Origin of the sequence: Acidipropionibacterium thoenii DSM 20276, from assembly GCF_000423445.1 — a bacterium.
In the GTDB taxonomy this organism is placed as follows: domain Bacteria; phylum Actinomycetota; class Actinomycetes; order Propionibacteriales; family Propionibacteriaceae; genus Acidipropionibacterium; species Acidipropionibacterium thoenii.
This window is the reverse complement of record NZ_AUHZ01000007.1, coordinates 135,919-150,641: the sequence shown is the minus strand read 5'-3', so window position 1 is coordinate 150,641 and position 14,723 is coordinate 135,919. Positions and strand designations below refer to the sequence as shown.

General features: G+C 69.5%; 14 protein-coding genes. 12 read left to right on the top strand and 2 right to left on the bottom strand.

The features are described from left to right. The first annotated feature begins 14 nt into the window (after positions 1-14). The 6 genes from G554_RS14330 (at position 15) to G554_RS0102965 (ending at position 5,621) form a co-directional block, all read left to right on the top strand. Positions 15-695, top strand: a complete 681-nt coding sequence (locus G554_RS14330) for a TetR/AcrR family transcriptional regulator (RefSeq protein WP_084648263.1) — start codon at positions 15-17, stop codon at positions 693-695. Then, the gene (locus tag G554_RS0102985) at positions 695-1,654 is read left to right on the top strand and encodes an ABC transporter ATP-binding protein (protein ID WP_027586745.1); all 960 of its coding nucleotides are present in this window, start codon (positions 695-697) and stop codon (positions 1,652-1,654) included. Before G554_RS14330 ends, G554_RS0102985 begins: the two co-directional genes overlap by 1 nt. A 5-nt stretch (positions 1,655-1,659) precedes the next feature. Continuing rightward, positions 1,660-3,249, top strand: coding sequence for an ABC transporter permease (locus G554_RS14325; RefSeq protein WP_154654148.1), 1,590 nt, complete (start codon positions 1,660-1,662; stop codon positions 3,247-3,249). Between the two features lie 38 nt (positions 3,250-3,287). Then, positions 3,288-3,791, top strand: a complete 504-nt coding sequence (locus tag G554_RS0102975) for a GNAT family N-acetyltransferase (protein WP_211220401.1) — start codon at positions 3,288-3,290, stop codon at positions 3,789-3,791. 74 nt (positions 3,792-3,865) lie between these two features. Further along, positions 3,866-4,795 carry a hypothetical protein gene (locus G554_RS0102970; RefSeq protein WP_027586743.1) on the top strand — a complete coding sequence of 310 codons (930 nt, stop codon included), beginning with the start codon at positions 3,866-3,868 and terminating at the stop codon, positions 4,793-4,795. A gap of 4 nt (positions 4,796-4,799) precedes the next feature. After that, positions 4,800-5,621, top strand: a complete 822-nt coding sequence (locus G554_RS0102965; protein WP_027586742.1) for an alpha/beta hydrolase family protein — start codon at positions 4,800-4,802, stop codon at positions 5,619-5,621. On the opposite strand, the gene G554_RS0102960 is transcribed toward G554_RS0102965, so the two are convergent. Then, a complete protein-coding gene (locus G554_RS0102960) occupies positions 5,607-5,930 on the bottom strand; it encodes a TraR/DksA family transcriptional regulator (RefSeq protein WP_211220400.1) in 324 nt (107 codons plus the stop codon). The two genes, G554_RS0102965 and G554_RS0102960, sit on opposite strands and share 15 nt — an antisense overlap. 172 nt (positions 5,931-6,102) lie before the next feature. Between G554_RS0102960 and G554_RS14320 the strand changes: the two genes are divergently transcribed. Beyond that, complete coding sequence (locus tag G554_RS14320; RefSeq protein WP_071162136.1) at positions 6,103-8,133, top strand: heavy metal translocating P-type ATPase; 2,031 nt, start codon at positions 6,103-6,105, stop codon at positions 8,131-8,133. After that, the gene (locus tag G554_RS0102945) at positions 8,090-9,025 is read left to right on the top strand and encodes an HAD hydrolase family protein (protein ID WP_027586740.1); all 936 of its coding nucleotides are present in this window, start codon (positions 8,090-8,092) and stop codon (positions 9,023-9,025) included. Before G554_RS14320 ends, G554_RS0102945 begins: the two co-directional genes overlap by 44 nt. Before the next feature lie 39 nt (positions 9,026-9,064). Here the strand turns inward: G554_RS0102945 and G554_RS0102940 are convergent, their stop codons facing one another. Beyond that, positions 9,065-10,303 carry an acetyl-CoA hydrolase/transferase C-terminal domain-containing protein gene (locus tag G554_RS0102940; RefSeq protein WP_036924254.1) on the bottom strand — a complete coding sequence of 413 codons (1,239 nt, stop codon included), beginning with the start codon at positions 10,301-10,303 and terminating at the stop codon, positions 9,065-9,067. A 113-nt stretch (positions 10,304-10,416) separates the two neighbouring features. On the opposite strand from G554_RS0102940, the gene metX reads away from it, so the two are divergent. From metX to lnt, 4 genes are all read left to right on the top strand, one after another. After that, positions 10,417-11,643, top strand: coding sequence for a homoserine O-acetyltransferase MetX (gene metX, locus G554_RS0102935; RefSeq protein ID WP_036924251.1), 1,227 nt, complete (start codon positions 10,417-10,419; stop codon positions 11,641-11,643). Next, entirely contained in the window at positions 11,640-12,341 is a 702-nt protein-coding gene (gene metW, locus G554_RS14315; protein WP_051232279.1) for a methionine biosynthesis protein MetW, read from the top strand. The genes metX and metW overlap by 4 nt, the downstream gene beginning before the upstream one ends. Positions 12,342-12,411: 70 nt before the next feature. Beyond that, complete coding sequence (locus G554_RS14310) at positions 12,412-12,933, top strand: Lrp/AsnC family transcriptional regulator (RefSeq protein WP_051232277.1); 522 nt, start codon at positions 12,412-12,414, stop codon at positions 12,931-12,933. Next, on the top strand, positions 12,930-14,600 hold the full coding sequence (gene lnt / locus G554_RS0102920) for an apolipoprotein N-acyltransferase (protein ID WP_169337787.1): 1,671 nt from the start codon (positions 12,930-12,932) through the stop codon (positions 14,598-14,600). Before G554_RS14310 ends, lnt begins: the two co-directional genes overlap by 4 nt. The last annotated feature ends 123 nt before the right edge of the window (positions 14,601-14,723 follow it).

Sequence of the window (14,723 nt, the reverse complement as noted above, 5' to 3'; positions counted from 1 at the left end):
GTTCAATATTGAACATGCGTATAACAGCTTCCGAGGCCGGGAGTACCAGACAACGGATCCGCGACGCCGCGATCTCGGCGGTGGGCCAGCTCGGCGCGCAGGGTGCCACGGTGCGAGTCATCGCGGCCCGGGCCGGGGTTCCGATAGGCCTTGTCAGCTACCACTTCGGGTCCAAGGAGGGTCTTCTGGAGGCCTGTGACGAATGGCTCATCGGCCAGACCCTGGCCGAGAAGGACTTCCTCACCGATGACCGGCCCAGGATCAACCCGATGCAGGTCATCACCGATGATCCGCAGATCCGGCTCGTGATGGACTACCTCATGCAACGGATGCGGGGCGGCGGACAGGCCGCCCAGCGACTCTTCGATGTGATGACCCACGCCACCGAGGAAGTACTGGAGGCCGGTGTCGAGGCCGGCACGATCCGGCCGGTCGCCGATCTCACCGCCACCTCGGCGATCCTGGTCGCCCACTCCGCCGGCACCCTGGCCCATGCCGGCGACATCGCCCGCCAGCTCGGGGGCACCGACCTGCTGGGCGGCGAGGTGGTCGAACGGTACGCCACGGCCTCCTTCGACCTGTTCACCAACGGACTGTTCGTCGCGAACCCGATGGCCGAGACGTCCTCCCAGCCCACTGCGGCCGGCCCCCACCCCAATGACCCAGCAGAGCCCGACCCGACCAAGGAGTCCTGATGACCACCACCGGAGCATCCCAGCCGGTGATCCATCTCACCGGCATCCGCAAGACCTTCGGCCGCACACTCGCCCTCGACGATCTGGACCTGACGGTGCAACCGGGCCAGATCCATGGCTTCCTCGGCCCCAACGGAGCCGGGAAGTCCACCACCATCCGGGTGCTGCTCGGCACCGTGCGCGCCGATTCCGGCACCGCACGACTGTTCGGCGGTGATCCCTGGCGCCACGCGGCCGAGCTGCACCGGCGTCTCGCCTACGTCCCCGGCGATGTCAGTCTGTGGCCCAACCTCACCGGCGGGGAGGTCATCGATCTGCTCGGCCGGGCCCGCGGCGGCCTGGACGTCAGGCGCCGCGACTCCCTCATCGACCGTTTCGACCTCGATCCGCGCAAGCGATGCCGTGCCTACTCCAAGGGAAACCGGCAGAAGGTCGCCCTGGTCAGTGCGCTGGCCTCCGACGTCGAACTGCTGTTGCTCGACGAGCCCACATCGGGCCTCGACCCACTGATGGAACGCCAGTTCACCGAGGTGATCGGCGAGCAGCATGAGGCCGGGCGCACCGTGCTGCTGTCCAGCCACATCCTCTCCGAGGTCGAGGAGCTGTGCGACCACGTGAGCATCATCCGGGCCGGGCGGATCGTGGAGTCGGGCACCCTGGACCAGCTGCGCCACCTTCACCGCACCAGTGTCTCCGCCACCCTCGACGATCCCACCCGCCTCACCGGCCTGCGGGGTACCCACGACCCCCGCATCGACGGCAACTCGGTGCACCTCGAGGTCGACGACGAGGCCATCCCGGCGGTCCTGGGAGTCCTCGGCGAGGCCGGCGCCCGCGGTGTCACCGCCACCCCGCCAAATCTGGAGGAGCTCTTCCTCAGCCACTACGGCAGCGAGACCCCGGCGGCACCTCCGGCGCCCAGGCATGCCGAGGAACCCTCCAGGGGGGCCGAGGGATGACCGGGTTGACCACTGTGGGCCGTCTCTACCTGCGGCGCCACCGGATCTTCTACCTGGTGTGGATCCTCGTGCTGGCGTCCTTCCTGCCACTGACCGCGCTCAAGTACCACGACCTCGTGCCGGCCGGGCAGGCCGGCGCCGCGATGCTGGCCGGGCTGGCCGCCAATCCGACCATGAAGGCCATCCTGGGCCTGCCCTTCGACCTCAGCACGGCGGGCGGGTTCACCTTCTGGCGGGTCGGCGGCTTCACCGCTGCCGCAACCGGGATCATGGCGGGGCTGGGTGTGGTGCGGGCCACCCGCGCCGAGGAGGAGGACGGCCGTCTTGAGCTGATCCGCTCGGCGGCAGTGGATCGCCACACCCCACTGGCCGCCGCCCTCGGTCTGTCGATGGCGGCCTGCCTGGTGCTGGGCGGGGTCATCGCGGCGAGCATGATCGGCGCGGGCACCCCGGCGGCAGGATCGGTCGCCGGGGGGCTGGGGATCGCACTGACCGGCACCATGATCGCCGCTCTGGCCGGCGTCGCCGCGCAGGTCTTCGAGTCTGCGCGTACCGCGCGGGCCGTGACGATGGGGATCCTCGGCGGGCTCTACCTGGTCAGGGGACTCATCGACGCTTCCGGCGAGCCCGGTCTGGTCCGCTGGGGCTGGGCGATGCCGATGGACTGGGCGGCCTATGCCCGGCCCTACGCCGGGGAGCGCTGGTGGGTGCTCACCCTGCCCCTGGCGCTGACGGCGATCCTCACCTGGCTGGCATTCGCCCTGGAGTCCCGACGTGATCTCGGCAGCGCCATCATCGGGGAGCGCCCCGGGCCCGCCACTGCTGCCCCCGGGCTGTCCGGGGCCTGGGGGCTGGCGCTGCGATTGCACCGCGGCGGCCTCATCGGCTGGGGGCTCGGTATCAGCCTCTCCTGCCTGTTCATGGGGTCGCTGTCGCTGACCGTCGACCGGATCTACCAGAACCAGCCGAGCGTCGCGAAGCTTCTCCAGGAGCTCGGCTCGGGCTCCTCGGAGCTGGTGATCGCCTTCCAGACCGCGATGCTCGGCATCATGACCACCGTCATCTCGCTGGCCGGGGTATCGATGATCGCCCGGCTGCGCGGCGAGGAGACCGAGGGCCGCGCCGAGGCGATGCTGGCGACCGCCACCTCCCGGCCCCGACTGCTGGCCAGCCATCTGCTGCCGGCCCTGGCACTGACCGGACTGCTGCTACCGATCGCCGGGGTACTGCTTCCACTGTGGCAGGCGGTCCACGACGATTCGGCCCGGCTGCCCTGGCAGCTGCTCGGCGCGGCAGCCGCCTTCCTGCCCGGCATGCTGCTGGTGATCGGCCTGGCCACCGCCCTGCTGGGGCTGTGGCCCCGCGGTCTGTGGATCGCCTGGGCTCTGGTCGGCTGGACCGCGCTCACCACCTGGCTGCTGCCGCTGGCCGACGCTCCCGGCTGGCTGATCCGACTGCAGCCCTGGGGGCACCTCCCACACCTGCCCACCGATCCGATGAACTGGACGCCGGTGCTCGTCGAGACCGCGATCGGCGCCGGGCTGCTGGCGGTGGGACTCATCGGTTATCGACGCAGGGATGTCGCAGGGAGGTGACCGAGGACCCGGGCGAGAGCTTCGGTAGCCTATCGTGAGTGAATCCCCAGACACTTGCCACCGGCGCCGTGCTGCGTGCCGCCCACCATGGTGACGAACCCGGAATCCTTGCCTGCATCCAGGCCCTGGCAGTCTACGAGCGGGAGCCCGATGCCGTGGAGAACACCGTCGAGGATCTGGCGCAGACCCTCTTCGGGGAGCATCCGAATGTCTTCGCCCATGTCATCGACCTCGACGGCCGGATCGTCGGCATCGCGGTGTACTTCCTCAACTACTCCACCTGGACCGGGCGCAACGGCATCTGGCTGGAGGATCTCTACGTCCACGACGAGTTCCGCGGTCGCGGGTACGGCACGGCGCTGATCTCCAGTCTGGCGGCGGTCTGTCTGGACCAGGGGTACCGGCGTCTGGAATGGACGGTGCTGGACTGGAACGCTCCCTCGCTGGCCTTCTACCGATCGATCGGTGCCGAATCGATGGATGAGTGGACCACCCAGCGGATCAGCGGCGCGGCGATGGCGGCACTGGCCCAGCAGGGCTGATGTCCTCGATCTGAGCGGGTGAGCTGGCTAGGCTGGCCTCATCCCGTCGGTGATCCCGACCCGAGGAGGTTGAGATGGCCCCAGCCCAGAACGACCCACCTGCAGCCACCATCCCCGACGCCCTGTGGGTCGGCGGAATGATCCGCGACGCACTGGCCGGCCACGGCCTGGACTCCCACCTCGAACAGGCCGACGATCTGTCGACCGCCCGGGTGATCGACGTGCACGGCACCGAGTGGGTACTCGCCAACCTCGTCAACCGGTTGCGTGCCCAGCGGCCGCGCACCAGATGGCCGGAGGCGGTGGCGGCCCACGTCGACTCGATGCTGGCCTCCACCAGCCGTCCGGCACCCCAGAGCCTCGCCCCCGAGCAACTGCGCCCGCTGCTGCGCTGCCAGCTCACCCCCGAGGTGCCGAACCAGCGCACCGACGTCTCCTACGGGAGACGGTTCGCCACCGGTGTCCTGGAGGTGCTGTGTCTCAGCGGTCCCGAGAGCGTCCTCACCCTCCCCAGGGCGGTCGTGGAGAACCTGTCGATCGGCATCGACGAGGCCTTCGAACGGGCCCGGGACAATACCGACGCCGAACCGGTCGGGGAGCTCTTCCGGATCGACGACTCGGTTCTCGGCATCACGGGGGAGTCCCCGTTCATCGCATCCCGGGCGATGAACATGGCCCGGCTGAGCGCCGACATCATCGGCCCGGCTCCCCAGGGCATCTCCTTCGCCATTCCCAACCGGTCGCTGCTGCTGTACACCGTCATGACGGTCCGGGGCTGGCGCCAGCAGGTCACCGACCTCATCCAGGTGTGCGAGACCGTTCTCACCTCCGACGACTTCTACCACCCCGGCGGGCTGCTGTGTCGCGATCTGTTCTACTGGTCGCCGCAGGGGCGGATCGAGCCTCTGGGTGGCCCCGAGATCGACGCCGAGGGCAACCGGAGCCTCCACATCCGGCCTGCCGAGGAGTTCATGAGGCAGATGGGTCTGTCGGGGAGGCACTGAGAAGATGGAACGACCAGGAGCTCCGCTCAAGGAGACCGATCTGGCACGCACCGGCACCACCGTCGGCGACGTCCCGGTCCTGGTGATCGGTGCGCGATCGGCCGAGCGCCGGGGCCTGGTGATCCTGCTGCCGCCGCTGGGCGGTACGAAGGACCAGTTCGAACCGGAGCTGCGCCGGTTGGCGGCCGCCGGCCTGATCGGGGTCGCCATCGACCCCCGGCGCCACGGCGAGCGGGCCGACCGGCCGGCGGGGGCCCTGTTCGACGAGGTGATGGCCCACTTCAGACAGGTGATGTGGCCACTGCTGGGCGGTACGGTGCTCGACGCGATGGCAGTCATCGACTGGGTGGCAGCGCGGTTCGAGGTGCCGGGCCCGGTGCTGGCCGGCGGGGTCTCGATGGGAGGGGACGCCGCACTGGCGCTGGCCGGTATCGACCCCCGGGTCAGCCGGGTCGCCGCGATCGCCGCCACGGCGGACTGGACCCGACCCGGGATGACCCGCATCGGCCGGCCCCAGGAAACCATCGACCAGGGTGCGGCGACGCCCTCGGGCCAGTGGCTGCGCGACCAGCTGGAGCCGATCAGCCACCCCGACCGCTACCGGCGTCACCTGGAGATTCGCTGCGATGTGGGAGGCACCGACAGCCACGTGCCACCGGAGGCGATGGGCCGGTTCGCCCGGCTGCTGGCCGACGGCTCACCCAGGCCCTCGATCCAGGTCATCGAACACCCCGGACTGGATCACGCCGAGATCTGCTCGAGCCCCCAGATCCTTGATGAGTCACTGGACTGGCTGGTCGCCGGCAGCGACTCAGGATCCGACTGAGGCCGCGCAGTCCAGGCAGAGCGAGGCTGCCGGACGGGCTTCCAGACGAGCCGCTGGAATCTGCCTCCCGCACCGGGTGCACCGACCGTAGTCGCCGGCCGCCACGCGTTCCAGGGCAGCGTCGATCTCGCTGATCGCGGACTCCACCACCTCGCGCTGGGCCCGGGCCATCGTCCACTCCGAGGACAGCGTCGGACCGTCGGGGTCGTGCTCGTCGTCGGCGGGCTCATCGGCCCGTTCCCTGCGCAGCCCCTCGATCCTCTCATCGGTGCGCACCAGCCGCGCCTGTGCCTCGTCACGGGCCCGCACCAGGCGGATGCGGGCTGCCTCGATGGGCGAGGGATCCTGTGCAGAAGTGATGTCGACGATTCTAGCCGTCGGCCACCAGGTCCGAGATGGCGTCGGTCTTGTCGGCGGACCGCCGTGTCAGGGTCGCCTTGCCTTGCTGGAAGTCATTCCCATCACAGTGGACGATATCCACATGACCGGAGCACGAGAGACCTGCTGGCGGCAACTGCGCCGCTACCCACTGGTGGCGCTGGTCTGCCTGACCGCCCTGGCCGGCGGCCTGCTGCTGCTGGCGGGCGCCGCCACCCCGGCGCGCTGGCTGGTCACGATCGTCTGTCTGGCAATCGCCACCAGAATGGCCATCGGAATGGTCGCCGACCTGCGCAGGGGCACCTATGGGATCGATCTCCTGGCGGTGGTGGCGATCGTCTCCACCACGGTGCTGGGTGAGTACTGGGCCGCGCTGGTGATCTGCCTGATGGTCACCGGGGGAGAGGGGCTGGAGGACCTCGCCTCGGCCAGGGCCGGTCGATCCCTGTCGGCACTGCTCGACAACGCACCCCACGAGGTCGGAAGAATCACCGACGACGGGACGGTCGAACGCATCCCGGTCGGCAGGGTCGGGGTGGGAGACCGCATCCAGGTCCGTCCCGGGGAGATGGTCGGGGTCGACGGGGATCTGGAGGTCGGCAATGCCACCCTCGACGAGTCCTCCCTGACCGGTGAGCCGATGCCGGTTCTCAGGCGTCCCGGCGAGCAGCTGATGGCCGGCAGCGTGAACGGCCCGACCGCGGTGGTGATGCGCGCCACCGCCCTGGCCGCCGACTCCCAGTACCAGCGGATCGTCGAGCTCGTGCGCCAGGCCCAGGACTCCCGGGCGCCCTTCGTGGGCCTTGCCGACCGGGTCGCGGTGCCCTTCACCGCCGTCTCGCTGGCCATCGCCGCCGCGGCCTGGTTCCTCTCCGGTGATCCGGTGAGGTTCGCCGAGGTGCTGGTGGTGGCCACGCCCTGTCCGCTCATCATCGCCGCCCCGGTGGCCTTCATGGCCGGCACCAACCGGGCTGCCAGGCTGGGCATCATCATTCGCGACTCCGGTGCTCTGGAACAGCTGGCCCGGGTGCGCACCGCCGCCTTCGACAAGACCGGGACGCTGACTCGTGGCGCTCCGAGGGTCACCGCCGTGCACTGCGCACCGGGATTCACTGCCGAGCAGGTGATCGCACTGGCAGCCGGTGTGGAGCAGATGTCGGTCCATCCGATCGGCACCGCCATCACCGCCGACGCGGCAGACCGCGGCCTTCACGTGGCGGCCGCCGATGAGGCCCTGGAGGTCACCTCGGCAGGAATCACCGCCAGGGTCGCGGGCCGGCAGGTGCGCGTCGGAACTGAGGGGTTCGCCCGTCTCGACTCCTCAGGATGCGAGACGCCGTTCGCCCCGGACAGCACCGACGGGGCCACCACCCGGGTCCATGTCTGGGCAGACGGACGGCCGGTGGGAGTCATCGAGCTGGCCGACTCGGTGCGCCCCGAGGCCGCCGCCACCCTGGCCGAACTGTCCCGGCTGGGGATCGCACGGACCCTGATGCTCACCGGCGACGCCGCCGCCACCGCAGAGCAGGTCGCCGGCCAGCTGGGGATCCGGGAGACCGCCGCCGGACTGACCCCCGCCGGCAAGGTCGAGGCGGTGAGATCGGCCCGTCCGCGCCCGGTGATGATGGTCGGTGACGGGGTCAATGACGCCCCGGTGCTGGCGGTGGCCGAGGTGGGAGTGGCGATGGGGGTCCAGGGCTCGGCGGCTGCGGTGGAGTCCGCCGACGTCGTGGTGATGAAGGACGACCTGTCGCGGGTCGCGCTGGCCGTCCGGATCGGCAGACGCACCCTGTCGGTGGCCTGGCAGGCCATCGCGATCGGTATCGGACTGTCCCTGGCGCTGATGCTGGTCGCCGCCACCGGTGTGATGCCGGCGGTGGTGGGAGCCGGCATCCAGGAACTGGTTGATCTGGCCTGCATCCTGTGGGCGCTGCTGTCGGGCCGGCCCGGACGCGATGAACGGCGTCACCAGAGTTTGCCCCGTGGTGCGATGGCTGGGGCAGCGGGTAACGTCAGCGCTGGTGCCAGGGCCCTTCCCGGCACGCACGTCAGCCCGCAGTTCGCCTCGCAGACCGGAGAGACCAGTCACCGTGGAGTCATCAGCCACCCAGACCAGCACACCCCAGCCCTCTGAGGAAACCGACCCGCAGGCACCGGCGCAGACCCCAGACCTTCGGCTGGTGGTGTGCGACATGGACGGCACCCTGCTCGACGGCCACGGCGAGATCCCCGACGGTCTGTGGCCGATCCTCCAGGTGATGGCCGACCGTGAGATCGCCTTCACCCCGGCCAGCGGGCGCCAGTACGCGACCCTGCACGCGATGTTCGACCGTGCCGCCGGCAGCTCCCAGATGGCCTATATCGCCGAGAACGGCGCCCTGCTGATGCGCGAGGACTCCAGACTGGACGCCTCGGTCATCGACCCGGGATACGTTGCCGTCACCCTGGCCGAGCTCGATCGGCTGGAGGCCCGGGGCCACGACCTCGGTGCCGTGCTGTGCGGTGTCCAGGGGGCCTACATCCGTCGCGACGACGACGCCTTCCTCGCCGAGGTCGCCAAGTACTACCTTCACCACCAGGTCGTCGAGGATCTGTCCCGGGTGGACGACGACATCATCAAGATTGCCGTCTTCGACTTCGGGGATGCCGCCGAGATCTTCCCCAGACTGCAGGACGCGATCGGCGGTGAGTCCGACCGGCTCCCTCAGGGCACGCGGACCGGCCAGCGGTCCCAGGATCACACCGTCGTGCTGTCGGCCCACCACTGGCTCGACGTCAGCAATGCCGATGCCACCAAGGGGCATGCCCTGGGGCAGTTGCAGAAGGTGCTCGGTGTCACCCCTGGTCAGACGGCGGTCTTCGGGGACTATCTCAACGACCTCGACATGTTCGATCACGCCGAGCTGTCCTTCGCGATGGCCAACTCGCATCCCGATCTGTTGGCCAGGGCCCGGTTCATCGCGCCGTCGAACCTCGACTGCGGCGTGGTGACCACCCTGCAGCGGCTGCTCGGCATCCACCAGTAGCGGCCTACGATCCGGCTGGCGGCGCCCGGCCGGGTCTTCTCAGCCGACGGCCGGGGAGCACCGCAGCCCCAGGTCGCGTGCCTGGGACCGCAGTTGCTGACGGAAGTCGGGGTGGGCGGCATTGTCGATCAGGCGCCGGGCCTGCTCATCCTCGTCGGCGAAGATCAGTTCGGCGACGCCGTTCTCCGTGATGACGGCAGTCGGCTGGGAGTAGGTGGCCGGTCCCGACAGCCTCCCGACGATGGTCGAGGAGTCCTGGTGCCGGCTGTGCAGGGCCACCAGGGACTGCCCGCCGCGAGAGTGCATCGCCCCGAACTGGAAGTCGGTCGACCCGGCGGTTCCCGAGTACATCTTGAGACCGAACCGGGAGGCGTTGACCCGGGCGAACAGGTCGACCTCCAGAGCGGTGTGGATGCTGACGAACCCGTCGAGGGCCGCCACCGCTGAGGGACTGTTGGTCTTCTCGCACCTCAGCAGCCTCACCCGGGGATTCTCATCGGCCCAGGCGTACAGCTCCAGACTGCCCAGCAGCGAGGACCCGGTCATCTGGCGGCCGGCGACCAGCGCCCCGGCACGGTCCAGGGCCATCGCGGCGTCGGAGAGGATGCCGGACCAGATCTTCAGATCCTTGTGCCGACGCAGCCCCAGCGCGGCGGCGTCGGGGATCTTGCCGATGCCGATCTGGATGGTGCTGCCGTTGCCGACCCTGCTGGCGACCAGCTCGCCGATGCTGATCAGGTCATTGTCGAGGATGGCCGGTGCCACCGGTACCAGCGGCTGGTCGACCTCGACGGCGACATCGATGGCCTGCTCGGGGAGCACTCCATCGCCGCGGACGAAGGGCATCTGGGGATTGAGCTGGGCGATCACCGGGACGCCGCGCCGCTTGGCGGCCTCCACCGCTGCCGCCATCAGTTGGACCTCGATCCCCATGCTCACCACCCGGTTGCGCGGGGTGGTGGTGTGCAGCACGACCAGGTCGGGTGGGCAGCTGGTCGACAGCAGCATCGGCGCGGTGCTCATCGGCATCGGGAAGTAGTGCACGTCCTGGGCCTGCCGGGAGCCGGGCCCCAGGAAGACCGTCTCGTGGCGGACTCCGTGATGGGCGGGGACTCCTGCCGGAGCGTTGACGCAGAACAGCTTCCAGCTGCCCAGCTGGCGGTCCAGCGCGTTGAGCAGGGCCAGCGGGGTGGCACCGCCACCGGGGGTCACGATGCGTGGGCACTCGGGCAGGGTTGCCAGTATCGGGTCCAGGGAGTCGATATCGACGAGCCGCATGAGGGCAACGCTATCCGCCCGGCCCGAAACCGGCACGGTGATCGGGCGCAGACGATCTCCGATCATGCTCAGATCGAGCCGCCGGGCCCGCGACAGTGGCACAATCGGCACCGATGCCACGTCAGCCAGCCCCACGAACCACACCCTTCGGTCCGGGCGTCGGCCGGGTGACCACCCAGGTCGCCACCGTCGCCACCCCCGATCATCCCCTCGATCTGGTCGCCGGAGGCCGGCTCAACCATGTCGACGTCGCCTATGAGACCTACGGCACCCTCTCTCCCCGGCGTGACAATGCCATCTACATCTGCCACGCGCTGACCGGCGACGCCCACGGTGCAGGGATGCACGAGGGGGACAGGAAGCCCGGCTGGTGGGACAACATCATCGGGCCGGGACGGGCCATCGACACCGACCGCTGGTTCGTGGTCTGCTCGAACCTGCTGGGAGGCTGCTCGGGCACCACCGGACCTGCCTCGATCAATCCGGACACCGGGAGGGTCTGGGGGATGGACTTCCCCCAGGTCGACATGCACGACTTCGTCGAGGTGCACCTGCGGCTGGCCGCCCACCTGGGGATCTCGCGGTTCCATGCGGTGGTGGGCGGTTCGATGGGCGGGATGCAGGCCCTGGACTGGGCACTGACCCATCCCGAGACCCTCGACAATGCTGTGATCATCGCGGCCTCCAGTCGACTCACCGCTCAGAACATCGCCTTCTCGGCGGTGGGACGCGAGGCCATCGTCCGCGATCCCGATTTCGGGAACGGCAGCTATCTCAATGCGGGCGCGCGACCCGACACCGGCCTGTCGATCGCTCGGATGCTGGCCCACATCACCTATCTGTCGGAGGACGCCTTCGCCGAGAAGTTCGGGCGCAGCCACCAGTTCGCCCAGTCACGGCGCGGATTCGGCGTCGATTTCGCGGTCGAGAGCTACCTGGACCACCAGGGCGAGGCCTTCCTCACCCGCTTCGACCCGCTGAGCTACATCTACCTCACCCGGGTGATGGACTACTTCGACCCCTTCGGTGGGGTCGGAACCACCGATCTGGTCGTCAAGGACCCGGTGAACTTCCTGGTGGTCTGCTTCGACACCGACTGGCGGTTCTCACCGGCCCACTCGCGGCGGATCGTCCGTCACCTGGAGGGAGCCGGCCTGCCGGTGACCTTCTCGACCATCGCCTCCTCCTGGGGCCACGACTCCTTCCTGATGAAGCTGGATCCCTATCACGACCTGGTGAGGGCCTTCCTCGAGGTCCCCGACGAGCGACGCACCAGCCGCGCCTCGGCCCGGGCCCCGCACTTCGATGGACACGTCTGCGACCGGGAGGTATCCCGATGAAGACATCCTTCCCACACCCGACAGCCGGTCGGTCCTCCGGGCAGCCGGTCGGGCTGCGGCCCGACCAACAGATCATCTCCTCCCTGGTGCCCACCGGCTCCCGGGTACTGGACCTGGGCTGCGGCGACGGTCTGCTGCTGCGTCAACTGATGGATGAGCGCGACTGCCTGGGAACCGGGGTGGACTCCTCCACCGCCGAACTCATCACCGCCGCGGCCAACGGGGTCCCGGTGCTGGAACTGGATCTGGACGCGGATCTGGGCGAGTTCCACGACGACTCCTATGACGTCGTGGTGCTCTCGCGCACCCTCCAGGCGGTGCCTCGCCCCAGTGAGGTGCTGCACCAGATGGCCCGGATCGGCAAGCTGCTCATCCTCTCGATGCCGAACTTCGGCTACTGGCGCAACCGACTCCGCCTCATCAACGGCCACATGCCGGTCTCCCGGGACCTGCCCTTCCAGTGGTACGACACACCCAATGTGCGCTACTCCACAGTCGTGGATCTGGAGGCCTGGTTCGCCGAGGAGGGCCTGGACGTCCTCCAGCGGATCAGCCTGGCCGAGCACGGACGCGAGACCCGGGCCGCTCGGCTGGCCCCCAATCTGCTGGCCGGCTCGACGATTCACGTGCTCCGCTCGAACTGGACGCCGCCGCAGCCCGCCCAGCCCGAGGCGACCCCGTCACAGTCGACCGAGTGACCGGGCCCCGGCTCCTCTCCAGACGTCCACACCGGTGATCCCTTCGCCAGACAGTGGCACGATGTGGCCCATGGAGAGCACCGACAGACAGATTCTGGCCCTGTTGGAGTCCAACGGGCGGATGTCGTGGACCGACCTGGGCCGGGAGACCGGGCTGTCCACCTCGGCCGCCCAGCAGCGGGTGCGCCGGATGGAGGCCAAGGGCATCATCAAGGGCTACCACGCCGACATCGACCCGGTCGCGATCGATGCCGGGATCACCGCCTTCATCCTCATCCGCCCGGTGGATCCGGCCCTCGACGACCAGATCCCGCCGGTGCTGCGGGAGCTGTCGGCGGTGCGCGACTGCCACTCGGTGGCCGGTTCGGCCTCCTACCTCATTCGGGTCCAGGTGGCATCCCCGCACCATCTCGACCAACTGCTCAACCAGATACGCAAGAGCTGCCGCTGCAGCACCGAGACGACCGTCGTGCTGGACACCGTCTTCGATGCCCGTCCGCTGGTCAGTGACCAGTTGGACGATGCCGAGCCCGGTTCGGAGCGTGCTGCCGCCGGCGGCACCGACGCCGATTCAGGAGTCACCGAGCAGTGACCTCGCCGTTCACCGCGACCCCATCGCCCTTCGAGGCCGGCCACCTCCTCCGCGCCCGCGCCCGTGACGGCCGCCTCCAGCCACCATCGGCTCTCCACCATGCGACCCTGTGGCGCTGCCTGCTCGCGGTGCTGGCGGGAGTCGCCACCGGGCTGGGCCAGGCGCCGGTGGGCTGGTGGCCGCTGGTGATTCCCGGGGTCGCCGGGTTGACCCTGCTGGTACGACGAGCCCGGCCACGGGCGGCTCTGGGACTGGGATACCTGTACGGCCTGGGGCTGTTCACCAGCACCATCTGGTGGGTCTACGTGGTCGCCTGGCCCGCCGCGGTGGTGCTGATCGCCTTCATGGCCTGCTGGCCGATGGTCACCGGCTGGGGCATCCGGATGGTGCAGCGGTTGCCGCTGGCCCCGCTGTGGGCCGCCTGCATCTGGTCGGCCGCCGAGGTCGGTGCCGCGCGGGTGCCGATCGGCGGGTTCGGCTGGGTACGACTGGCGTGGACCGCGATCGACACCCCGGTGGCCGGCACCTTCCGCTGGATCGGGGCGACCGGGGTGAGCCTGCTCATCGCCCTGGCCGGCCAACTGCTGGCCGCAGCGATCGGTCCCCGGCAGGGCCGCAGTCCGGTCGCAGCCGGCCGGGTGGGGCTGCGGCCCGGTCCCGGAGTCAGCCTGGTGGCACTGCTGCTGGTGGCCTGTCTGGTGGGGGAGTGGACCACGGCCTGGGTCAACCGACAGGTCTCCCGGCAGACCTCCGGGCCCAGGGTGATGGTGATCCAGGGTGGGGTCGACGGCACCGCCGGGTCCTACGCCATGGGTTATGCCCGTTCGGTGACCGAGAACCACCTGTCCGAGACGATCGCGGCGATCGCGGCCCAGCGAGCCGGCGGAGGAGCCGCGCCCCAGATGGTGCTGTGGCCGGAGAACAGCACCGACATCGATCCGGTGGCAGACGCTCAGACGCGCTCCCTGGTGACCACCGCCACCCGGATCGCCGAGCTCCCGATCCTGGTCGGGGCCGTCACCGAGGGGCCCGGGCCCGATGAGCGCCAGACCACCGCGATGTGGTGGCCACAGGGGGCTGCGAAGCCATCGAGCGTCTACCACAAGCGCAATCTGGTGCCCTTCGGGGAATGGATTCCCTGGCGTTCCACCCTGCTGCCGATCCTGCCGGTGCTGGAACATGTCGGCCGCCAGTCGGTTCCGGGCACCACTGCGGGGATCATCAATGCCCGGATCAATGGCCGCCAGCTACCGGTGGGGGTCGTCATCTGCTTCGAACTGGCCTATGACAGCACCGTCTACGACACCGTGCGCAGCGGTGCGCAGCTGCTGATGGTCCAGTCCAACAATGCAACCTACACCCACACCGCGCAGCCCTACCAGCAGTGGCAGATCACCCGGGCCCGGGCCATCGAGACCGGCCGTCAGATCACCGTCTCGACGACCTCCTCACTGTCGGGCCTCATCGAACCCAGTGGCGCCGTCCGCGACCGCACCGCCGAGGCCAGCCACGACTGGCGGATGTACACCCTCTCGGTCGGCTCCGGCGTCTCCGCCGGGGTCAAGGCCTCCCCGGTCATCGCCTGGCTCAGTGTCGCGATCGCCCTCATCACGGTGCTCCTCGGCGCCGCAGGATCACGACGAGGGCGACCGGACCCGGCTTCCTGACGGCCTCGAGCTGCACTCCGGCCACCCTGGCAGGAGGCTCGCCCGGCAGCCGGCCGGGTGTGAGGGTTAGGCTGAGAGGCCTCACGACATCTCCGACAGATGTCGTGCAGTGAGTGACCGTGC